This window comes from Hydrogenophaga sp. RAC07, assembly GCF_001713375.1.
Taxonomy (GTDB): Bacteria; Pseudomonadota; Gammaproteobacteria; order Burkholderiales; family Burkholderiaceae_C; genus Hydrogenophaga.
In genome coordinates this window covers 4100802-4121538 of record NZ_CP016449.1, presented here as the reverse complement: position 1 = coordinate 4121538, position 20737 = coordinate 4100802, and the positions used below count along the sequence as shown (strand labels likewise).

Sequence of the window (20737 nt, the reverse complement as noted above, 5' to 3'; positions counted from 1 at the left end):
CACCCGAACATGAAACGCGACGCTCTGAAATCGGCCAGCACCGCCATCGGCCAGCAACCCATCACGCTGGACGTGCTGAAGGAGAAGTACCTCAAGGACGGCGAGACCAGCGAGCAGGACATCTACCGCCGCGTGGCGCGTGCACTGGCTTGGGTGGAACCCGAGGCCGATCGCGCGCTGTGGGAGCAGCGCTTTTTCGACAACCTGCAGGCCGGCGCCATCGGTGCCGGTCGCATCATGAGCGCGGCCGGCACCGCCATCCAGGCCACGCTGATCAACTGTTTCGTGCAGCCCGTGGGCGACTGCATCCAGGGCCTGGACGACGGCGGTTACCCCGGCATCTACGAAGCCCTGCGCGAAGCCGCCGAGACCATGCGCCGGGGCGGTGGCGTGGGCTACGACTTCTCGCGCATCCGCCCGCGCGGCGCCGAGGTGAAAACCATGGCGTCGCTGGCCTCGGGGCCGTGCAGCTACATCAACGTGTTCGACCAGTCGTGCGCCACGGTGGAGAGCGCGGGCGCGCGGCGCGGTGCGCAGATGGGTGTGCTGCGCATCGACCACCCCGACGTGCTGGAGTTCATCACCGCCAAGCGCACACCGGGGCGCTGGAACAACTTCAACGTGTCGGTCGGCGTGAGCGACGCCTTCATGCGCGCCCTGGCCGACGACCAGCCCTGGGAGCTGGTGCACCGCGCCCGCCCCGGCGCAGCGCTCCTGGCCCAGGGCGCCCACCAACGCGCCGACGGCCTGTGGGTCTACCGCAGCCTGCCGGCGCGCGAGCTGTGGGACACGGTGATGCGCTCCACCTACGATTTCGCCGAACCCGGCATCCTGTTCCTCGACCACATCCAGCAGGACAACAACCTGCGCTACTGCGAATCGATCGAGGCGACCAACCCTTGCGTGACGGCCGACACCCGACTGGCGACACAACACGGGCTGGTGCGGATTGGCGACCTCTACAACAGCGGACTGCCCCTGGAAACCACCGTGGATCGCCGGGCGCTGGGCCGGGAGGGGCGGGGCGTCGACATCCGCCCGGCCAAGCCCGCGTTCATGACCGCCCACCTGGCCGATGTGTTCAAGCTCACCACCGAAGACGGCCACGAGATCAAGGCCACGGCCTGGCACGATTTCTACACCGCACGCGGCAAGCTCAAGCTGTCGGATCTGAAGGTCGGCGACGAGTTGTGGGTGCAGTCCGGTAAGGGCCAGTTTGGTCAGCAGGGCAGCGAAGAACTGGGCCTGCTGCTCGGCCTGATCACGGGCGACGGCCATTTCACCCACCGCGGGAAAGGGCAGGAGGTGGTGTGCATCAATCTCTGGAACCAGGAGCGCGAACTCGCCGAGCGGGTGACCACCACGGTCAACGCCATGATCGCGAGTTTGTCGCGAACGCAGCGGACCTATTGCGTCACGCCCGTGGCTGTTGCAGAGCGCAACCACGTGTTCATTCGTTCTGTGCTGCTGGCGCGCGCCCTGGAAGCACTGGGTTTCACGCGCGACACCAAGCTCCGGGTACCCGAGGTGGTCTGGCAAGGCAACGAGGCCTGCGTCAAGGCTTATCTGAGGGCCCTCTACCAGACCGACGGCACGGTCAATATCTCCAGCGCCAGCGAGAGTTGCTCCATCCGTTTGAGCTCCAGCTACCCACAACTGCTGAAAGACGTGCAGGTGCTGCTGGCCAACTTCGGGGTGTTCAGCCGGGTGCGTTTGCGCAGGGAAGCGACCGTCAAGGCCATGCCCAACGGCAAGGGTGGACAGGCCGACTACGCGTGCAAGACCCAATACGAACTCATTCTGGACGGCGAGTCGCGCGAGCAGTTCATGAGCGAGATCGGTTTCCTGCTTGACTACAAGACAGCCCGGTACCGCGAATGGGTGGCCGACAAGGTGCTGCGCAAAACCCAACGGTTCGCGAGCCGGATTGCCGCCATCGTGCCCGCCGGCCAGGAAGCTGTCTTCGACACCACCCAGGCCGATCACAACACCGTGATTTTCAATGGCCTGGTGACAGGGCAATGCGGTGAGCAGCCCTTGCCGCCTTACGGCTGCTGCGACCTCGGCCCGGTGATCCTGCCGCGCTTTGTGCGCCACCCCTTCGGCTTCGGCGGCCTGCCCAGCTTCGACTTCGAGGCCTTCGAGGCGGCTGTGGCGCTGCAGGTGCGTGCACTGGACAACGTGCTTGATGTGACCTTCTGGCCACTGCCGCAGCAGCGCGAGGAGTCGGCGGCCAAGCGGCGCATCGGCGTGGGTTTCACCGGCATGGGCAATGCGTTGGCCATGCTGTGCGTGCGCTACGACCGCGCAGAAGGCCGCGCGCTGGCCGCGCAGATCGCCGAGCGCATGCGCGACGCGGCCTACACGGCTTCGGTGGCGCTGGCGCAGGAGAAGGGCGCCTTCCCGAAGTTCGATGCCGACGGGTATCTCGCTGAAGGCACGTTCGCCAGCCGGCTGCCGAAGGCGTTGCAGGACGCCATCCGCACCCATGGCATTCGCAACAGCCACCTGCTCTCCATCGCGCCCACCGGCACGGTCAGCCTGGCTTTTGCCGACAACGCGTCCAACGGCATCGAGCCGCCGTTTTCCTGGATGTACCGGCGCAAGAAGCGCGAGGCCGACGGCACCACTACCGACTACGCGGTGGAGGACCACGCCTGGCGCCTCTACCGCGAACTCGGCGGCGACATGGCGCAACTGCCCGAGTACTTCGTGAACGCGCTGGCCATGCCGGCCACCGACCACCTGGCCATGATGGAGGCGGTGCAGCCCTTTGTGGACACCGCGATTTCCAAGACGGTCAACGTGCCGGCCGACTATCCGTACGACGATTTCAAGGGGCTGTACCAGCAGGCCTGGCGCGCGCAGCTCAAGGGTTTGGCGACCTACCGACCCAACGCCATCCTGGGTTCGGTGCTCGACACCGGGCCCACGCCGGAAACCACCGCCAGCGTGGCCACGGTGGACCCTATGCGCACGGTCATCGAGAGCCGGCCGCCCGGTGCCTTGCCGGCGGTGGCCGACAAGATCGAGTACTGGACGCAGGAGGGCCATCAAACCTTGTACCTGCTGGTGTCGTTCCTGCCGGTGCCCACGGCCGACGGTGCGGGCACGGTGGAGCGCGCGATCGAATTTTTCATGCCGGTGGGCCAGAGCGGCGAGTCGCAACAGTGGGTGTCGTCCAGCATGCGCCTGCTCTCGCTGGCGGCGCGCGGTGGTTTCCTGGAGCGTGCCCTGCGCGACATGCGCAAGGTGGTGTGGGACCGCGGCCCCGTGCGCATGGGCACCCACCAGAAGGCCGACGGCACCCATGTGCCGATGTGGCACGACTCGGTAGTGGCGGCCATCGCCTACGCGGTGCAGACGCTGATCGCGCAGCGCGCGGGCGTCACGCCCTCGTCGGGACAACCCTCACCGGTGGTGGTGCAGGCCACGCCCGGGATGATGCCGGGCAAGAAATGCGGCGAGTGCGGCGCGCACGCGGTGATCCGCAAGGACGGGTGTGACTACTGCACGCAGTGCGGCCACCTCGGGGTGTGCGGATGAACACCGTGTTGCTCACGCGAATGCCGCAGCTGGTTGGCGAGGCCGAGACGGTGGAACGCGAGTGCGCCCGCGCCGCGGCCGACCTGATCCACGCGCGCCAGACCGTGCTGCCCAAACGCCTGCTGGCCCCCGGCCCCGACGCGAACCAGTTGCAGGCGCTTCTGGGTGCGGCTGCCGCCGCGCCCGATCATGGCCAGCTGCTGCCCTGGCGTTTTGTGATCGTGCCGCGCAGCGAGCGCGCGTCGCTGGCCGAGGTGTTCGCGCAGGCGCTGCGCGAGCGCGACGCCAGCGCCACGCCCGAACAACTGGACCAGGCGCGCGAGAAGGCGCACCGCGCGCCCCTGCTGCTGCTGGTCGTGGTGGATGGCGTTCGTGGTGATGCGGCGGTGGACCTGGCCGAGCGCATCCTCTCGGCCGGCTGCGCGGTGCAGAACATGCTGCTCATGGCCACCGCCATGGGTTATGGCTCCGCGCTCACGAGTGGCAAGGCGCTGGGCTCGCAGGCCCTGCGCCAGCGCTTTCACCTGCACTCGGGCGAACAGGCCCTGTGCTTCCTGAGCGTGGGCACGGTGGCGGCGCGCCGGCCCGCGCGCACGCGTCCCACCGTGGCCGACTACTGCAGCACGCTCGGCCCCGCGCCGATCCCCACCCAATGAATCTGGAGACTCCGTGAACATTCAAACCTTCGACGACTTGCTGAGCGCTGCGCGCAGCCAATCCCTGCCGCAGCGCCTGCTGTTCGTGTTCGCCGGTGTCGAGTTGCCCGAGGACGCGACGCCGGCCCAGCGCCTCGAATTCGAGCGCGGCGAGGGCGGCGCGCTGGTGCCGCAGATGTGCGTGGACAAAGGGCTGGACGAGCTCCACTCGTTCGACCAGCTGGTGCAGGAGGCCAAAGCCTTCGGTCAGCCCTGGGGCATGGTGTTCGCCGCCGCACTCGCCGGCACACCCGGGCGTCAGCCCGGGAGCGCCGAAGCCGAACAACCACTGCAGGACATGGTGGAGGCGATCCGCCAGGGCCAGCTGCACGCCTTCATTCCGTTCAACCCGCGAGGTGAGGCTGTGGCCCTGGGCTGACATGGCCAGCTCGATCCCGCTGTCGTCCGTCACCCTGCCGGGGCACCGCGCGCCCGCGGCCGGGTTCGAGGCACCGTTCGAGATGCTGGGCGTCTGCCACGAACGCGTTGAACGCATGTTGGCCCTGCTGGCGAGGCTGCAGCACCACGTGCTGGTGCGCGGCTGGGACGAGAGTGTGGCCGACGCCGCGCGCGACGTGATGCGCTATTTCGACGAGGCCGCGCCGCTGCACCACGAAGACGAGGAACGGCATGTGTTCCCGCCCCTGCTGGCGGGCAGTGATGCCGTGCTGCGGCAGGTGGTGCAGCGCCTGCAGCAGGACCACCGCGACATGGAAGCGGCCTGGGTGGCGGCGCGGGCCGCTCTCGCCTCGGTGACGCAGGCGCCACCGGCTGGCTGGGCCCACTTCAGCGCACCGGAAGAGGCCGCACTGACCGGCTTCACGCGCCTGTACGACCGCCACTTGCTCGACGAAGACGGCCTGGTCTACCCGGCTGCGAAGGCTGGCCTGTCGCCGGAGGCGCTGGAGGCCATGAGCGCCGACATGATGCGCCGCCGGGGCCTGGACCCGGGTTGAACCGGGAGCGTGTTCAGGCCTTCGGGCCGACCGTCAGCGCGACACGGCCCACACCCTCCACCGAGCCGGAGATCTGGTCGCCCGGCAACACGGCGCCCACGCCTTCGGGCGTGCCGGTGTAGATCAGGTCGCCGGGTTGCAGGTGGTAGAAGAGCGAGAGGTCGGCAATGATTTCGCGGATGTTCCAGATCAGCTTGTCCACGTCGGACTTCTGCTTCACCGCACCGTTGACCGAGAGCTCGATGCCACCACGCTCGATCACCACACCGGGCATGGGCACGATCTCGCTGCACACCGACGAGTGCTCCACGTCCTTGCCCAGGTCCCAGGGGCGGCCCTTGTCGCGCGCCACCAGTTGCAGGTCGCGCCGCGTCATGTCCAGGCCGGCGGCGTAGCCGTAAATGATCTCGTGGGCGTCGTCGGCCCTCACGCGAAAGCCGGGCTTGCCGATCGCCAGCACCAGTTCCATCTCGAAGTGGTAGTTGGCGGTCTCGCTCGGGTAGGGCGTGGTGGCGCCCGAGATCGCCAGCGTCTGCGGCGCCTTGGTGAAGTAGAACGGCCGCTCGACCGACTTGTCCACTGGCTTGCCCATTTCCACCGCGTGCGCGTGGTAGTTGCGGCCGACGAAGAACAGGCGGTTGACGGGGAACAGCCCGGTGTGGCCACGCACGGGCACGGCGGCAACGGGAGGCGGTGGGAAGAGGTAGGTGGTCATGGAATCAGGGCATGGAGGGTTGGTTGTCGGGGCGCACTTCGTACACGCCGAGCTTGCGGTGCAGCGGCGACTCGTCGGCGATGAACAGAAACGCCGGCGCGCTGGCCGAGGCGTTGGTGAGGGTGGTGGCGGTGTAGCCGGGGATGCAGCAGGTGTCGGCTTCCACGAGGTCGAAACCTTTCGCCTCGGTGGCCACGCGCGCCGCGCCTTCGATCACGTGGTAGACCACGGCCGGCGAGCGTGCAGGCAGCTTCAACGTCTGGCCTGGGCGCAGCATCAGCGCGTGGAAGCCGAGGATGTTCTCCACGTCTTCGCCGGTTTCGGGATTCACATAGGTCACCTGCACCGCGTCCACGTCGGGCCGGTCGGCCGCGAGCGAAACGAGTGCGGCCTTGGCGTCGGCCCAGGGGTAACGCAGCATGGGGTAACGCTTGCCGCTGCGGCCGAACACGGGCGTGGGCACCACGCCGGCGCGGGCGTAGGCGCGGTCGCCCTGGCCGGGTTTGGTGTCCTGACGCGCGCCGTTGAGGTGGTAGCTCACCTCCAGGTAATAGGCCAGCGGCAGGTCGAGCACGTCGAGCCAGATCACCGGCTCGGTGCCGTCGTGGCCGTGTTCGTGCCACAGGCCGGTGGGCGTGAGGATCAGGTCGCCGCGGCTCATGGGGCAGCGTTCACCGTCCACCGTGGTCCAGGCGCCTTCGCCCTCGACCACCATGCGCACCGCGTTGGGCGTGTGGCGGTGGCTGGGCGCCCACTCGCCGGGCATCAGCAACTGCATGCCGAGGTACATGGCGGCGCTGGCCTGCATCTTCTCCAGCGTGTGGCCCGGGTTGGCCAGCACCAGCACGCGGCGCTCGGCCTTTTCGATCGGAGTGAGCTCGCCGGCCTTGAGCAGCAGCGGCTTGATGGTTTTGTAGGGCCAGTGCGTGGCCTGCGTCTGCCGCGTGGGAATGGTCGGCGGCAGCACGCCGCGCAGGCTGGGCCACAGCGGCACCAGGTTGAGCGCGCGCAGCTCGGCCACGTAGTCGGCGGGCAGGTCTTCGAGTCGTCCGAGGTCGTTCATGGTGTCTCCTGTGGTCAGTGCGGGGCGAGGCAGGTCTGGACGTTCCAGCCGTACAGCCACTCCATGGCATCGTAGAAGCGTTCGGGGCTGCGACCACGCCACAGGTCGTTGCGCACCAGCCGCTCCACGCCCTTGGCGTGGTAGATGCGGCCCATCTCGCGCGAGCTCAACACGATGCGCGCGGTGCGCGCCACGCGCGATCGCTGGTAGAGGTCGAAGGCTTTCTCAATGTCGTTGCCGTGCACGCGCAAGGCTTCGCCCAGCGTCACCGCGTCTTCGATCGCCATGCACGCGCCCTGCGCCATGTACTGCGTGGTCGGATGGGCCGCATCGCCCAGCAGCGTGACGCGGCCAAAGCTCCACTGGCCGATCGGTTCACGGTCGGCCGTGGCCCAGCGCTTCCAGCTCTTGGGCAGGTCGATCAGCTGGCGCGCCTTGGGGCACAGCCCTTGAAAGTAACCCTGCACTTCGGCCTGGCTGCCTTCGGTCACGCCCCAAACCTCCTGCTCGCGGCTGTGGAAGGTCACGACCACGTTGTACTGCTCGCCGCCGCGCAGCGGGTAGTGCACCAGGTGGCAGTTGGGCCCGACCCAGATGCTGGCGGCGTTCCAGCGCAGGTCTTCGGGAAAGTCGGCCTTGTCGACCACCGCGCGGTAGACCACGTGGCCGGTCACGCGCGCCTCGTCGCCCACGAACTGCTGGCGCACGACCGACTTCACGCCGTCGGCACCGATGAGCGCGAGGCCGCGGTGGGTGTTGCCGTGCTGGTCGTGCACGGTCACGCCGTCGGCGTCCTGCTCGACGCGCGTCACGCGGGTGGAGGTGAGGAACTCGATCTGCCCGCTGGCCTGCACGCCTTCGAGCAGGGACATGTGTGCATCGGCCCGGTGAATGACCGCGTAGGGGTTGCCGAAGCGCTGACGGAAGGCCTCGCCGGTGGGGATCTTGCCGACCTGGTATTCATCGATGGCGTCGTGCATCACCATGAAGTCGGTGACCACGGCCCGTTTGCGCGCCTGCTCGCCCACGCCCAGCGCATCGAAGGCATGAAAGGCGTTGGGGCCGAGCTGCATGCCGGCGCCGATCTCGCCGAGTTCGGCCGCCTGCTCCAGCACCTTCACACGAAAGCCCTGGCGCACCAGGGCGAGGGCGGTGGCCAGGCCGCCGATGCCGCCGCCGGCGACCAGCACAGGAAGCCTGGAAGGTGTTGCTGTCATGGGTGTCTCCTCTAGATGGGCCGCATGCTGATGATCAGTGTACTTATTGTATGGGCGGTGCTAGGATTCCCGCAACACCTTCCATCGCCATGAAACGCAGCCCACCCGCCGTCGACATCGACCACCAGCCTGGCCACTACATCCGCCGGTTGCACCAGATTTCGGTGGGCATCTTCCTGCAGGAGCTGGGTGACATCGGCATCACACCGGTGCAATACGCCGCCCTGCAGACCGTGGCCAACCACCCCGGCATCGACCAGCGCACGCTGGCGCGCACCATCGCGCTCGACGCCTCCACCACCGGTGGCGTGGTCGACCGATTGGAAGCCCGCGGCTGGCTGGAACGCAAGACCGCACCCGAAGACCGCCGTGCTCGCCAGCTCGCGCTCACCGACGCCGGCGTGCAACTGCTGGCCGAAGCCGTGCCGGCCATGCTGGGCGCACAAGACCTGATCCTCGGGCCCTTGAGCGAACGCCAGCGCGCCGAGTTCATGAAGCTGCTGCGCCTGCTGGTGGACACCAACAACGAGCACAGCCGCGCGCCCAGCGAAGCGATGAAATAGCCGCGCTTCGGCCCTTGGCTGCACACAGTGGCGTGGCTATCATCCAGAGCGATCCCAGCCCGCCCCGACATGCCCTCCGCCCCCGCGCCGACCCTGTTGTCAACCGAGCACCTGGCCATGATGGACGGGGGGGTGTCCGTGATCGTGAGCAGTTGCGGCGCCGACCTGACACCCAGCGTGATGCGCGCGGTGGGCAGCCACATCGGCGATGGTGGACGGCACATCACCGTGTTTGTGTGCCGCAGCCAGTCAACCCGGCTGCTGCGCGACGTGGCCCGCAGCGCCCGGCTGGCCGCCGTGTTCAGCCAGCCCAGCACGCACCGCACGGTGCAGCTCAAGTCCCGCTCGGCCCGCCTGCGCGAAGCCACCGACGCCGATGTGCCCGCGCTGCAGCGATACCTGCGCGGCATGGAGGGCGAGCTCACCCGCATCGGCTTTGGCGCGGTGTATGCACGCGCCATGCTGGCGCACCGCCTCGACGACCTGGTGGCCATCGAATTCGAACCCGAGCTGGCGTTTGACCAGACACCCGGCCCCAAGGCCGGCCAGCCGATCACGGGTGCTGCATGACGGCCGCGCTGCCCCTGCCCGCCGTGGACCTGGGCGAAGTGCGGCCCTGCCTGGAAGGCGCCATCCCCGCCATCATGGCCACCTGCGCGGCCGACGGCACGCCCAACGTGGCCTACATCTCTCAGGTCCATTACGTGGACGAGGGCCATGTCGCGCTGTCGTTCCAGTTCTTCAACAAGACGCGCCAGAACCTGCTGGCCAACCCGCGCTCCACGCTGCTGGTGCTCAATCCTTTGAACGCGGTGTTCTACCGGCTGCACTTGCGTTACCTGCGCACCGAAGAGACTGGCCCGGTGTTCGAGAGCATGAAAGCGCAACTGGCGGGCATTGCCTCGCACACCGGCATGGCCGATGTGTTCCGCTTGCGGGGGTCCGACATCCACGCGGTGATCGAGGTCGAGCGCCTGCCGCAGGAACCCCTGGCCGAAGCCTTGCCACCGCCACCGCCGAGGCCCAACCATCTCGCGGTGATGCGCCGCGGCAGTGCGCGCCTCTCGGCCGCGCGCAGCCTGGGCGCCGCGCTCGACGCGACGCTGGACACACTGACGCAGGACCTTGCGGTGCGCCACGCCATGGTGCTCATCCTGGACACCACCACGCAGCGCCTCTACACCGTGGCCAGCCGCGGTTATGAAACCTCCGGCGTGGGTTCGGAAATCGCGTTGGGCGACGGCGTGATCGGCGTGGCCGCGCGCGAATGCACGCCGGTGCGCATCATGCACATGACCAGCGCCTACCTCTACAGCCGTGCCATGCGCAACAGCCTGGGCGACGCGTGCCCGCAGAACACCGACATTCCCTATCCCGGCCTGCCCGAGCCGCACAGCCAGCTGGCCGTGCCGCTGCAGTCCGCCGGGCGCGTGGTCGGTGTGCTGTTCGTCGAGAGCCCGCTGGACATGCAGTTCAGCTTCGAGGACGAAGACCTGCTGGTGGCGCTCGGCGGCCAGCTGGGTGCTGCGATCGACCTGATGCAGGAAGCCGAGACACCGTGCACCGAGGACGAAACGCAGGCCGCCTCGACGAACACGCCACCAGCGACGGCGTTGGGCCCGGCGCTGCATGTGCGCCACTACCGCAGCAACGACAGCGTGTTCATCAACAACGCCTACCTGATCAAGGGCGTGGCCGGCGCCATCCTGTGGAAGCTGCTGCGCGACGGTCAGCAAGGCCGCAGCGAGTTCACCAACCGCGAGCTGCGGCTGGACAGCTCCCTGCGCCTGCCCGATGTGGCCGACAACCTCGAAGCCCGGTTGCTGCTGCTGCACCGCCGCCTGGCGGAGCAGTGCCCGCAATTGCGCATCCAGAAGACCGGGCGCGGCTGCTTCCGTTTCGAGGCGAACGGCCCGGTCGAGCTGGAAGACGTGGCGGCCTGAACCGCGAACTCAGGCCGTGACCAGACCGGGCACGGGCGGCAGACCGAGGCCGCGCGCGAGCTTGGCCCAGTCGCGCTGGTTGAGCAAACCCTGCGTCCCGGTCAGCATGCCTTCAAACACCGGTGCCGGTGCACCCGCGCGCATGCCCTGCATCACCTCCAGGCGCTCGGGGGCGTTCAGCTGCGGCAGCATCCAGCGCATCACCAGCATCATCTCGGCTGGCTCAATGGTGGCCAGCAGGGCGTCGTGGATGCCGACCAACTCCGCATCGCTGTAGGCGGCCCAGAGCGCGCTGTTGTGCACGGTCTCCTCGGCGTGCATGTGCTGGAAGTTGTCGGCCACGAACAGCGCCAACGCCAGGTAGAGGGCCTGCAGCGCGGGTTCGCGCTCGCCGGCTTCGGTCTTCAACAGGGACACAGCGGCGTCGCGCAGGTGGGCGATGTGGTGCAGGTGGCCGTCGTGTTCTTGCGCGATCGGCCCACAGACGCCGGGGCAACGCGCTTCGAGCGCAGGGTGCACGAAGTTGTTCTCGTGGTTGACGTGGCTGGTGCACAGGTTCATGAGTTCAACGACGCGGGTGACGGCGTGGTTCACATCGGCGGCGTCGCCGGGGTCGGCGCGGCCGACGGTGAGCAAGGTGTCGGTCATCAGGGCGCGCAGCGCCTTGTGGATGCCGGCGTACAGGTTGAAGCGGCCGAGGCCGGTGCGGGCGGCGGCGGTCACGTGGGCGATTTCGATGGCGTGGGATTGCATGGTGGTTCCTTTGGCGGGCGTTGCCCGGCTTGTCTCGTGATGACCGAGGCACCCCATGTGCCGCGAATCATGGAAAACAAGTCTAGGAATCCAGCCCGGCCCGCGCTGCTAAATAGCGCTTAAAGGAATCGTAAAAAAACCTTAAGCGAAGCCATCGTTGGGGAGTTCAGTCGAGTCCGCGCACGCGACCGCGCAACTGCTTGACGGTGGAGCGCGTGGCCTTGCCCTCCAACCGGCGCTGCTTCGAACCGAAGGTGGGCTTGGTGGCCTTGCGCGCCTTGGGCAAGGTGGCCACGCTGTCCACCAGTGCTTGCAGGCGCTCGAGTGCTTCGGCCTTGTTCTGCTCCAGGCTGCGGCTGGTCTGCGCCTTGATGACGACCACGCCCTCGGTGGTGATGCGGTGGTCGCTCAGCGCGAGCAGGCGTTCCTTGATCGCCTCGGGCAGCGATGAGGCGTGCACGGCAAAACGCAGGTGCACCGCGTTGGACACCTTGTTCACGTTCTGCCCGCCCGCGCCCTGCGCGCGGATGGCGGTGAACTCCACCTCGTTGGGATGCACGCTCGGGGACATGCGGGGAGTGTGCCACGCAGCCCCGCGGCCCCAAGGTGTCAGTAGCGTTCCTTCACGCCCGTGACCATGGCCTTGACGAGCCGCGTGCGCTCGATGCGGCCCATGACGATGGTCGCCGCCGCGTGCAGGCCCACCATGGGCAGCAGCCACTCGCCCAGGCCTTCGTGCAGATCCTGCAGCCACTCTTCGCCCCAGAAGAGGTCAAGCGTCTGCATCCAGCCGGTGAGGCCGAGCATGAGCACCATGGCCAGAAGGGCGAACACCATCAAGGCCCCCAGCGGGTTGTGGCCCCAGTGGTGTTCGCTGGCGCCGCCGAGCAGCGCGCGCACGTGGTGGACCACGCGCCGCGGTGTCGGAAAGAAGTCGGCAAAACGCGCGTGACGCGGGCCGATGAAGCCCCACACCACACGCACACCCACCAAGGCCGCAGCGGCGTAGCCCAGCCATTGGTGCAGGTCTTCTCCGTCGTCGACCACCAGGAGGTTGAGCAGCACGCAGGCCACCAGCGACCAGTGGAAGACGCGGACCAGCGGGTCCCAGACCCGCCTGGACGCAACGGTGCTCACTTCTGCTCGATGGCCTTGCCACTCACGGGATCAAAGTAGATCTCGACCTTCTTGCCGGCCTTGTCGGTACCGTAGATCTCGTAGCACTGGCCCTTGCTCACCTTGAAGGTCTTGATCTGGTAGCCCTGGGCTTCCACATCCTTCTTGAACGCCGCCTCGGGCATCCACTTTTCTTTGGGCGCGTTGCAGGCAGGGCCTGCCACGGCGGCGCCTGCCACGGCGAGAAGAAGCGCGGAGAGAACAACAGATTTCATGATTCGTTTCCTTGTGTTTCGATGCCAGCGGTTGCTGGTGAAGGCATTGAAACGAACGAACTTGAAATGAGGCTTAAACCGCTTTGTGACGGATGTCAGCAGCGGTAACGCAGAGGCTCAATGGCCTTCGGCGCGTTCGGGTGCCTTGCGCCACAACAGCATCAGCGCCAGCAGGGCCGAGGCCATCATGAGGAAGAGGCTGATGGCATTGAGCACCGGTGTGGCACCTTCGCGCATGCGGCTGTACATCAACACGGTGAGCGGCGAGTCGGAGCCCACCAGCATCAGCGTGGTGTTGAAGTTCTCGAAGGACATGAGAAAGGCCATGGCGGCCGCGCCGATCATGCTGGGGCGCAGGTACGGCAGGGTGATGGTCCACAGCACCGCAGCGCGGCTGGCGCCGAGGTTGTAGGCGGCCTCTTCGAGGGTGCGGTCGAAGCGGCGCAGGCTGGCCGAGATGGTGAGCGTGGCGATGGTGACGATGTAGCAGAACTGCCCCAGGATCACCAGCGGCAGACCGGGGCGCAGGAAGTCCAGTTCCAGGCCCCAGGTCTCGTCGGCAAAGTTGGCGATGCGGCTGGCGAACGCAAGGATGGAGATGCCCAGGATCACGCCCGGGATCACCAGCGGCAACATGCTCAGCAAGGCGATGGCGTTCTTGCCGGGAAAGTCGAAACGCTCCAGCAGAAAAGCGTTGCAGGTGCCCACGCCGACCGAGAGCACCGTGACCCAGGTCGCCACCCACGCACTGGTGCCCAGGCTCTGGATCAATTCGGCGTCGAACAGCAGGCCGGTGCGGCTGTCGTTGTCGGCCACGAACCAGTCGAGCGTGAAGCCCAACCAGGGCGGCGTGGGGTAGGGCGCATTGTTGAACGCGAAGATGGCCACCACGGCCAGCGGCACGAACAGGAACACGAAGAACGCGAGCACGAAGGCGTTGAGGCCAATGCGTTGTGCCAACGGTCGGGGCAGGCTGGGGATCATCGGATCAGGTTTTCATGACCGCACCGAAACGCTGGCCCGTGAGTTTGAGGCCCAACCACACCAGCACGGTGGACAGGAACAGCAACAGGAAACCGAAGGCCGCGCCCTGGTTCCAGTTGAAGCGTGTGATGAACTGGGTGTAGATCTGCTCGGTGAACCACAGCGAGTTCTTGCCACCCAGCAGCGTGGGCGTGAGGTAGTTGCCCAGGCACAGCATGAAGACCACGATGCACCCGGCCGCGATGCCGGGCGCCGCGTGCGGAATGACGATGCGGCGCACGATGTTCGCGGTGCTGCCGCCGAGGTCATAGGCGGCTTCGATCAGGCTGTCGTCCAGGCTCTCCAGGCTGTTGACCAGCGGGATCACCATGAACAGCAGCGAGGCGTAGACCAGGCCGACCAGGATGGTGCTGTCTCGGTAGAGCAGCTCGACCGGCGCACTGGCCAGACCCAGGCCTTGCAACAGGCTGGAGACCACGCCGGTCTCGCGCAGCAGGATCAGCCAACCCAGCGTGCGCACCATTTCGCTCACCCAGAACGGCAGCAGGCACAGCACCAGCAGCACCGTCTTGGCGCGCCCGCGCGCCACCTTGGCGATGTACCAGGCGGCGGGAAACGCCAGCAACAAAGTAAGCACCGTGGCCAGCACCGAGAGCGTGGCGGTGCGCACGAAGGTGTTCCAGTACAGCGGCTCGTCCACGAAGGTGCGGTACTGCTCAAGGCTGAGCGCGTATTCGCCCGGCCCGGTGCGCGCCTGCAGCGACAGCACCAGCAGCTCCACGTGCGGCAGGATCACCAGGCCCAGCAACCACAGCAGCGCCGGCGCGAGCAGCACCCCGAGGAAGAAGCGGCGGTGGCTGCTTTCACTCATGGAGTCGTCAGGCCGCGAAACACCAGGCCTGCGCGCTCTGGTAGGCGAAGTGCACCGTCTCGCCCGCCTTCAGGTCGGCCAGGCGCCCGGTGAGGGGAAGTGCGATGTGCAGGGGCGTGTTGCTGCGCGCCTCGCGCACCTGCACGGTGGAGTTGCCGCCGTCGAACAGCACGCTGTCGACCACCGCGCTCCAGGCCGGGTCGCCAGCCGGCAGCTCACGTGGGCTGCGGCCGATTTCGATGGCCTCGGGCCGCACGAAGACCACCGCGGCCTGGCCCGCGGCGATGCTGCCCACCGCCTGCGCCCACAGCGCCATGCCACTGCCGGTGCGCAACTGCACCTGGGCACCGTCCACTTGCTCCACCCGTCCTTCAAACCGGTTGTTGTTGCCCACAAACCCCGCCACGAAGGACGTGGCGGGCTGGTAGTACAGCTGCTGCGGGCTGCCGACCTGCTCGAACCGGCCCTGGTTCATCACCGCCACCTGGTCCGACATCACCAGCGCCTCCGACTGGTCGTGCGTGATGTAGACAAACGTGGTGCCGATCTCGGCCTGCAGCTGCTTGAGCTCCACCTTCATGTGCTCGCGCAGTTTCAGGTCGAGCGCGCCCAGCGGTTCGTCGAGCAGCAGCAGGGTCGGCTCCAGCACCAGCGAGCGCGCAATGGCCACGCGCTGCTTCTGCCCGCCCGAGAGCTGGTCGATGCGTTTGTCGGCGCTGCCGGGCAGGCCCACGCGTTGCAGCATGTCGGTGACCTTGGCCTTGACGGCCGGACTTTTCAGGCCGCGGCGCTCCAGCCCGTAGGCGATGTTCTCGCCCACGCTCATCATGGGAAACAGCGCCAGGTGCTGGAACACCATGTTCACCGGCCGTCGGTTGGGCGGCACGCCCAGCATGGACGCACCCTTGATGCGCAGGTCGCCGCTGTCGGGCGCGATGAAGCCCGCGATCATGCGCAGCAGCGTCGTCTTGCCGCAACCCGAGGGGCCGAGGATGGAGAAGAACGAGCCACGGCGAACTTTGAAACTCAAGGCCTGCACCGCCGCAAACGCGCCATAGCGTTTGTCGACGGCGAGCACCTCGAGATCGTTGTCGCCGGGGGAGGCGGTGCCGGGTGTGGGCACCGTTTATTGGGCGGCTTTGACGCGGTCGAGCACGCGGCCCTCGATGTCTTCGATGCCGGCCGGCACCGGCGGGTACCACTTGATGTTCTTCAGCGCCGCGTCGGGGAAGCTTTCGGCGAACTGCTTCTTGAGTGTCGCGTCGGCGAGCTGGTCGGCGCCTTTGCTGGCGGTGAAGTTGCCCGCGGCACCAGCCACCTTGGCAGCGACTTCCGGGCGCATGTTGAAGTTGATCCAGGCGTAGGCGGCTTCGTCGTTGCGGCCCTTGGCGGGCAGCGCGAAGGTGTCGACCCAGCCCAGCGCGCCCGACTTCGGCGCCACGAACTTGATGTCCGGGTTGGCCTTGTTCAGTTCCCAGCCGCCGGTGTCCCACATCATGGCCGTGGTGAGTTCACCCGAGCGGATGCCGGCGAGCAGCTGGTCCTTGCCGTCCCAGTAGAACTTCACGTTCTTCTTGCACTCGGCCAGTTTTTTGCCCATGTCGTCCATGAGCGCGGTGTAGGCCTTGGGGTTGTTGTAGAGCGCAAACGGGTCTTTGCCGGAGGCAAACGCCATGGCGATCAGCGTGGGGCGCTTCAGGCGCATGCTGACCTTGCCGGCGTTCTCGGCCGCACACAGGTCGGCGTAGTCGGTGGCCTTGGAGGTCTTGGTGTTGACCACCAGGCCGTCGGTGCCCCAGATGTGCGGCACGCCATAGACCTTGCCGGCCACGGTGGTGTTTTTCTTCGTGGCGTCCAGCATGGACGGGATGAACAGCTCGGACTTGATCTTCTTCAGGTCCATCGCCTTGTAGATCTTGAACTCGGTCTGCGGGCCGGCGATGCGGTCCTGACTGGGCTGCACCAGGTCGAAGCCCGCGCCGGCGGTGGCGCGCAGCTTGGAGATCATCTCTTCGTTGTTGGAGAGCGTGACCTCGACCTTGATGCCGGTTTCCTTGGTGAACTGCTCCACCACCTCTTTGGGGGCGTAGCCACCCCAGGTGAGCAGTCGCAGGGTCTTGTCCTGGGCGGTGGCGCCGGTGGTCACACACAGGACCAGCGTGGCCAGGGCAATGCGGTGGAAGGAACGGTTCATGGTGGACTCACTTTCAAAGGTGACGGGACAATGAAAACAGCGTGACGACGGGATGGACCGGGAGTGACAGGAAAAGCGCCACTATCGTCCAACCGCGGGGCTTGTCAAGGCGACATGCGCAAGGCGTGCCGGCTGCAGCGTACGTCGACGGCATGACGCTCCAGTGACAGCCCCGCGACGCGCGGGGCCATGTGGCTGGCTGGGATAATCGAGTCCATGGCAAACAAGCAGCGTGTGGTGGTGGGATTGAGCGGTGGCGTGGACTCCGCGGTGAGTGCGTACCTGCTCAAGCAGCAAGGGCATGAAGTCATCGGCATCTTCATGAAGAACTGGGAAGACGACGACAACAGCGAATACTGTTCGTCCAACATCGACTTCGTGGACGCCGCCAGCGTGGCCGACGTGCTCGGGATCGAGATCGAACACGTCAACTTCGCGGCCGAGTACAAGGACCGCGTGTTCGCCGAATTCCTGCGCGAGTACCAGGCCGGGCGCACGCCCAACCCCGACATCCTGTGCAACGCCGAGATCAAGTTCAAGGCCTTCCTCGACCACGCCATGCGCCTGGGCGCCGGGAAGATCGCCACCGGCCACTACGCCCGGGTGCGGGAGCGCAACGGGTCGTTCGAGTTGCTCAAGGGACTCGATCCGCTGAAAGACCAGAGCTACTTTCTGCACCGCCTGAACCAGGCGCAGCTGAGCAAGACGCTGTTCCCGGTGGGGGAGCTGCCCAAGACCGAGGTGCGCCGCATCGCGGCCGAGATCAAGCTGCCCAACGCGAAGAAGAAGGACAGCACCGGCATCTGTTTCATTGGCGAGCGGCCGTTCCGTGACTTCCTCAACCGCTACATCGCCAAGGAGCCCGGTCCGATCAAGGACGAAAAGGGCCGGGTGCTGGGCCAGCACGTGGGACTGAGCTTCTACACGCTGGGTCAGAGACAAGGGCTCGGGATCGGTGGCGTCAAGGCCAAGGGCGCACAGAAGGGGGGCAACGACCACGCCCCCTGGTTTGTGGCGCGCAAGGACATGGCGAGCAACACCTTGTGGGTGGTGCAGGGTCACGACCATCCCTGGCTGCTCACGCTGAAGCTGAGCGCGCAGGACGTGAGCTGGGTGGCTGGCCATGCGCCGCAGGGTGGCGAGGTGGGCGCCAAGACGCGTTACCGCCAGGCCGACGCGCCGTGTGCGCTGCAGCCGCAAGGCGACAGCCAGTTCGACTTGCGGTTCAAGGAGCCGCAATGGGCCGTGACGCCGGGGCAGAGCGCGGTGATCTACGACGGCGAGGTCTGCCTGGGGGGTGGGGTGATCACCACCGACGCGGCCAGCGCCTGAGCCTCCTCAAGGCGCTTTCGACGGTGCATTCAGGCGCGCATGGATGCGCCGCGTGGTGCGCCACACCACCCACAGCACCAGCGGCACCATCGCACCCGCCGCCATCTCCGGCTGGATCGGCAGGCCCGCCGCCTTGGCGCCCTTGGCGATGTAGAGCAGCAGGCTGATCACGTAGTACGAGATGGCCGCGATCGACAGGCCTTCCACCGTCGCCTGCAGTTGCAGCTGCAGTTCCTGCCCGCGCGTGAGCTTGGCCAGCAGCTCCTGGTTTTGCGCTTCGGTGACGATGTCGACCCGTGTGCGCAGCAGCGCGCTGGTGCGCGAGACACGTTCTGACAGCGAGGTCAGGCGCTGTGCGCTGGCCGCCACCGTGGCCATAGCCGGCGAGAGCCGGCGCTGCATGAATTCGCCGATGGTCTGCGTGCCCGGAATCGGCTTTTCGCGCAGTTCGGCAATGCGCTGCGTGACCACCGCGTCGTAGGCGCGCGTGGCGGCGAAGCGGTAGGTGTTCTCGGCGGTGGCGCGCTCCACCCGGGCCGCCAGCGAGACCAGCTGGTCCAGCAGTTCCTGTTCGGAGGTGGACTTGTTCTCGAGTTGCGCGGTGATGGTGGCGAGCTGCGCTTCGGCCGCGCTCAAGGTGGGCCCCAGTGTCTTGGCCACCGGCAGGCCCCGCAGGGCCATGAGGCGGTAGGTTTCCAGCTCCAGCAGCCGCTGAGAAATGCGGCCGGCGCGTGTGTCGGTGGTGCCCGGTGGCGTGAGCACCAGCATGCGCTCGAAGCCCGAGGGGTGCAGGCGGAAATCGGTCAGGGCCCAGGAATGCCCGCCGCCGATCTGCGAGGCGACCACGGTGCGTCCACCAAACCACTGCTGGGCCGGCTCCATGAGCCTGGCCTGCGCTGCAGGCGTTTGTTCGGGCAGCTCGCAATGCAGCATCACGAGCTTGATGGCGGCCACCGTGCGCCCGGGAATGCCGCGCAACCATCCGGGGGGTGTGACCAGCTTGTCCAGCAGCACCGGGTCGGTGGCGCCCAGCCCGGCGCCCTCGGGCAGGTGCTGCACGATGGAGTAGCGGGTGAACTCGGTGTGGCGCTCCCACTTCAGCGTGTGTTCGTTCAGCCGCAGGCGCAGGAAGTTGCCCTGCATCTGCTCCAGCGTCAGATCGTCCTGCCCGGGCAACTGCTTGAGGTGGGTCCATTCCTGCTCGCGGCTCACACCCTCGTTGAGCACCGCCACGAACACGATCAGCGCGGGCAAGTGGATGCGTGCCGAGGGCCTGGCATGCACCTCGTTGTGCAGCTCCTCGCGCAGCGCGTCGTCGGGGGGCAGGGCGCCCGGGAATGAAGGGCCACTGGCCGCGGTGAGGGGCAGATTCATGGGCGCTGAGCGGGTGAGTTGGGGCCGCTCAACTGTATGCCAAAGCGCCCGCCGCGCCCGCCGCAGAGGATTCAGGTGTGGCGCAACAGACGCCTGAGCCAGCGCATGCCCGAGCGCCGGGACCACAGCCGACCGGACACGGCCAGCGGCGCGGGTTCGGCCCACGCCATCCAGCCCCGGGCGGCGGATGGCACACCATCCACAGGATCGTGTCGGGAACGCGCAAAGGCCGCCAGGCGGGAGATGTCGAGCGCGTGGCGCGCGACGCTCGATGGTTGCGCCATCAGCTGGCGGTGCTTCTCCAGGGCCGCCTGGATGGTCCGGCCCATGCAGGCCGGCCCGGCGGGTTTGGACATGAAGCGAAAGATCTGGCCCTCGTTGATCAGGCGGCCGATGGTGGCGCTGTCGCAGTCGGCAGCGTGCATGACGGCCACGATGTTGGGGCTGCTGCGCTTCACGGCGCGGATCAGGTTCAGCGTTGCGCTGGTGCCCGAGTGGGTGTCGGCCACGATCACGGCCACCTTGTGGCGGTGCATCAGGCTCACCGCTTCGCCCGGGCTGCGCGCCCACAGCAGCAGCATGTCCTGCCCCAGCGCCGTTCGCAGCAGGTGCTCGGTGGTCGGGTCCTCGTCCATCAGCAACACGGCTTCAATGTCGCTGCCGAACCGAAGATCCGGGTCCGTCGGTGCCTGGGCGACGGGGTTGGTGTGGCGGGTCGCGGGCCGCCGCAGCGGCACTTCCCGCGCCACGGTGGCGGCGTAGGTCACCATGTCCAGCAGGTGCTGGTTGTCCCAGGGCTTGTGGATGTACCGGAACACCTCGCTGTCGTTGACCGATCGCAGCACGTCGGTGTATTCGGCATGGCCGGTGAGCAACAGGCGCATGGTCTGGGGCGACAATTCCTTGACCTGCTCCAGGAACTCGGTGCCGGGCATGCCGGGCATGCCGGGCATGCGCTGGTCGCTGATCACGACGTCGAACCCGCTGTGGCGCATCAGCGCCAGGCCTTCGTCGGCATGGGTGGCGGAGAACACGTCGAAACGGTCGCTCAGCAAGGCGTGTAGCGAGCGCAGCACGCCGGGTTCATCGTCCACACACAGGACGCGGGGTTTGGTGGGGGTGGTCATGGGGGTCAGGGGC

21 protein-coding genes are annotated in these 20737 nt (G+C 67.3%); 8 read left to right on the top strand and 13 right to left on the bottom strand.

Features of this window, described 5'->3' with window-relative positions:
- Nucleotides 1-9: 9 nt before the first annotated feature.
- The 4 genes from BSY239_RS19205 to BSY239_RS19190 are packed head-to-tail and all read left to right on the top strand — an operon-like array spanning nucleotide 10 to nucleotide 5197.
- Nucleotides 10-3546, top strand: coding sequence for an LAGLIDADG family homing endonuclease (locus tag BSY239_RS19205; RefSeq protein ID WP_069048214.1), 3537 nt, complete (start codon nucleotides 10-12; stop codon nucleotides 3544-3546).
- A gap of 20 nt (nucleotides 3547-3566) precedes the next feature.
- On the top strand, nucleotides 3567-4202 hold the full coding sequence (locus BSY239_RS19200; protein ID WP_156775624.1) for a nitroreductase family protein: 636 nt from the start codon (nucleotides 3567-3569) through the stop codon (nucleotides 4200-4202).
- A gap of 13 nt (nucleotides 4203-4215) precedes the next feature.
- Nucleotides 4216-4620, top strand: a complete 405-nt coding sequence (locus tag BSY239_RS19195) for a ribonucleotide reductase subunit alpha (RefSeq protein WP_069048213.1) — start codon at nucleotides 4216-4218, stop codon at nucleotides 4618-4620.
- Nucleotide 4621: 1 nt separating this feature from the next.
- Nucleotides 4622-5197 carry a hemerythrin domain-containing protein gene (locus BSY239_RS19190; protein WP_069048212.1) on the top strand — a complete coding sequence of 192 codons (576 nt, stop codon included), beginning with the start codon at nucleotides 4622-4624 and terminating at the stop codon, nucleotides 5195-5197.
- A gap of 13 nt (nucleotides 5198-5210) precedes the next feature.
- Here the strand turns inward: BSY239_RS19190 and BSY239_RS19185 are convergent, their stop codons facing one another.
- The 3 genes from BSY239_RS19185 to BSY239_RS19175 are packed head-to-tail and all read right to left on the bottom strand — an operon-like array spanning nucleotide 5211 to nucleotide 8192.
- Entirely contained in the window at nucleotides 5211-5912 is a 702-nt protein-coding gene (locus BSY239_RS19185) for a fumarylacetoacetate hydrolase family protein (protein WP_069048211.1), read from the bottom strand.
- 4 nt (nucleotides 5913-5916) lie between these two features.
- On the bottom strand, nucleotides 5917-6975 hold the full coding sequence (locus tag BSY239_RS19180; RefSeq protein WP_069048210.1) for a cupin domain-containing protein: 1059 nt from the start codon (nucleotides 6973-6975) through the stop codon (nucleotides 5917-5919).
- A 14-nt stretch (nucleotides 6976-6989) separates the two neighbouring features.
- The gene (locus tag BSY239_RS19175; RefSeq protein ID WP_069048209.1) at nucleotides 6990-8192 is read right to left on the bottom strand and encodes a 3-hydroxybenzoate 6-monooxygenase; all 1203 of its coding nucleotides are present in this window, start codon (nucleotides 8190-8192) and stop codon (nucleotides 6990-6992) included.
- Nucleotides 8193-8281: 89 nt separating this feature from the next.
- Here BSY239_RS19175 and BSY239_RS19170 point away from each other — a divergent pair, with 89 nt between their 5' ends.
- The 3 genes from BSY239_RS19170 (at nucleotide 8282) to BSY239_RS19160 (ending at nucleotide 10698) form a co-directional block, all read left to right on the top strand.
- Nucleotides 8282-8755: a MarR family winged helix-turn-helix transcriptional regulator gene (locus BSY239_RS19170; RefSeq protein ID WP_069048208.1), complete on the top strand. Its 474-nt coding sequence runs from the start codon at nucleotides 8282-8284 to the stop codon at nucleotides 8753-8755.
- 69 nt (nucleotides 8756-8824) lie between these two features.
- Nucleotides 8825-9325: a hypothetical protein gene (locus tag BSY239_RS19165; RefSeq protein WP_069048207.1), complete on the top strand. Its 501-nt coding sequence runs from the start codon at nucleotides 8825-8827 to the stop codon at nucleotides 9323-9325.
- Nucleotides 9322-10698, top strand: a complete 1377-nt coding sequence (locus BSY239_RS19160; protein WP_069048206.1) for a GAF domain-containing protein — start codon at nucleotides 9322-9324, stop codon at nucleotides 10696-10698. Before BSY239_RS19165 ends, BSY239_RS19160 begins: the two co-directional genes overlap by 4 nt.
- Nucleotides 10699-10707: 9 nt before the next feature.
- Here the strand turns inward: BSY239_RS19160 and BSY239_RS19155 are convergent, their stop codons facing one another.
- From BSY239_RS19155 to BSY239_RS19120, 8 genes are all read right to left on the bottom strand, one after another.
- The gene (locus BSY239_RS19155) at nucleotides 10708-11451 is read right to left on the bottom strand and encodes a hemerythrin domain-containing protein (protein WP_069048205.1); all 744 of its coding nucleotides are present in this window, start codon (nucleotides 11449-11451) and stop codon (nucleotides 10708-10710) included.
- Nucleotides 11452-11617: 166 nt separating this feature from the next.
- Nucleotides 11618-12022: an alternative ribosome rescue aminoacyl-tRNA hydrolase ArfB gene (arfB, locus tag BSY239_RS19150; protein ID WP_069048204.1), complete on the bottom strand. Its 405-nt coding sequence runs from the start codon at nucleotides 12020-12022 to the stop codon at nucleotides 11618-11620.
- Nucleotides 12023-12060: 38 nt separating this feature from the next.
- Entirely contained in the window at nucleotides 12061-12588 is a 528-nt protein-coding gene (locus tag BSY239_RS19145; protein ID WP_069048203.1) for a cytochrome b/b6 domain-containing protein, read from the bottom strand.
- Nucleotides 12585-12842, bottom strand: coding sequence for a PepSY domain-containing protein (locus BSY239_RS19140; protein WP_069048202.1), 258 nt, complete (start codon nucleotides 12840-12842; stop codon nucleotides 12585-12587). Before BSY239_RS19140 ends, BSY239_RS19145 begins: the two co-directional genes overlap by 4 nt.
- 117 nt (nucleotides 12843-12959) lie before the next feature.
- Nucleotides 12960-13826 (bottom strand): ABC transporter permease, encoded by an 867-nt coding sequence (locus BSY239_RS19135; protein ID WP_069048201.1) that lies wholly within the window; start codon nucleotides 13824-13826, stop codon nucleotides 12960-12962.
- Between the two features lie 4 nt (nucleotides 13827-13830).
- A complete protein-coding gene (locus BSY239_RS19130; protein WP_069048200.1) occupies nucleotides 13831-14697 on the bottom strand; it encodes an ABC transporter permease in 867 nt (288 codons plus the stop codon).
- Between the two features lie 7 nt (nucleotides 14698-14704).
- Nucleotides 14705-15820 (bottom strand): ABC transporter ATP-binding protein, encoded by a 1116-nt coding sequence (locus tag BSY239_RS19125; protein ID WP_069048199.1) that lies wholly within the window; start codon nucleotides 15818-15820, stop codon nucleotides 14705-14707.
- Nucleotides 15821-15823: 3 nt separating this feature from the next.
- The gene (locus BSY239_RS19120; protein WP_069048198.1) at nucleotides 15824-16891 is read right to left on the bottom strand and encodes an extracellular solute-binding protein; all 1068 of its coding nucleotides are present in this window, start codon (nucleotides 16889-16891) and stop codon (nucleotides 15824-15826) included.
- 216 nt (nucleotides 16892-17107) lie between these two features.
- Between BSY239_RS19120 and mnmA the strand changes: the two genes are divergently transcribed.
- The gene (gene mnmA, locus BSY239_RS19115; RefSeq protein WP_069048197.1) at nucleotides 17108-18223 is read left to right on the top strand and encodes a tRNA 2-thiouridine(34) synthase MnmA; all 1116 of its coding nucleotides are present in this window, start codon (nucleotides 17108-17110) and stop codon (nucleotides 18221-18223) included.
- 6 nt (nucleotides 18224-18229) lie between these two features.
- On the opposite strand, the gene BSY239_RS19110 is transcribed toward mnmA, so the two are convergent.
- The gene (locus BSY239_RS19110) at nucleotides 18230-19597 is read right to left on the bottom strand and encodes a DUF3422 family protein (RefSeq protein WP_069048196.1); all 1368 of its coding nucleotides are present in this window, start codon (nucleotides 19595-19597) and stop codon (nucleotides 18230-18232) included.
- Nucleotides 19598-19668: 71 nt separating this feature from the next.
- Entirely contained in the window at nucleotides 19669-20724 is a 1056-nt protein-coding gene (locus tag BSY239_RS19105; protein ID WP_069048195.1) for a response regulator, read from the bottom strand.
- Between the last annotated feature and the right edge of the window lie 13 nt (nucleotides 20725-20737).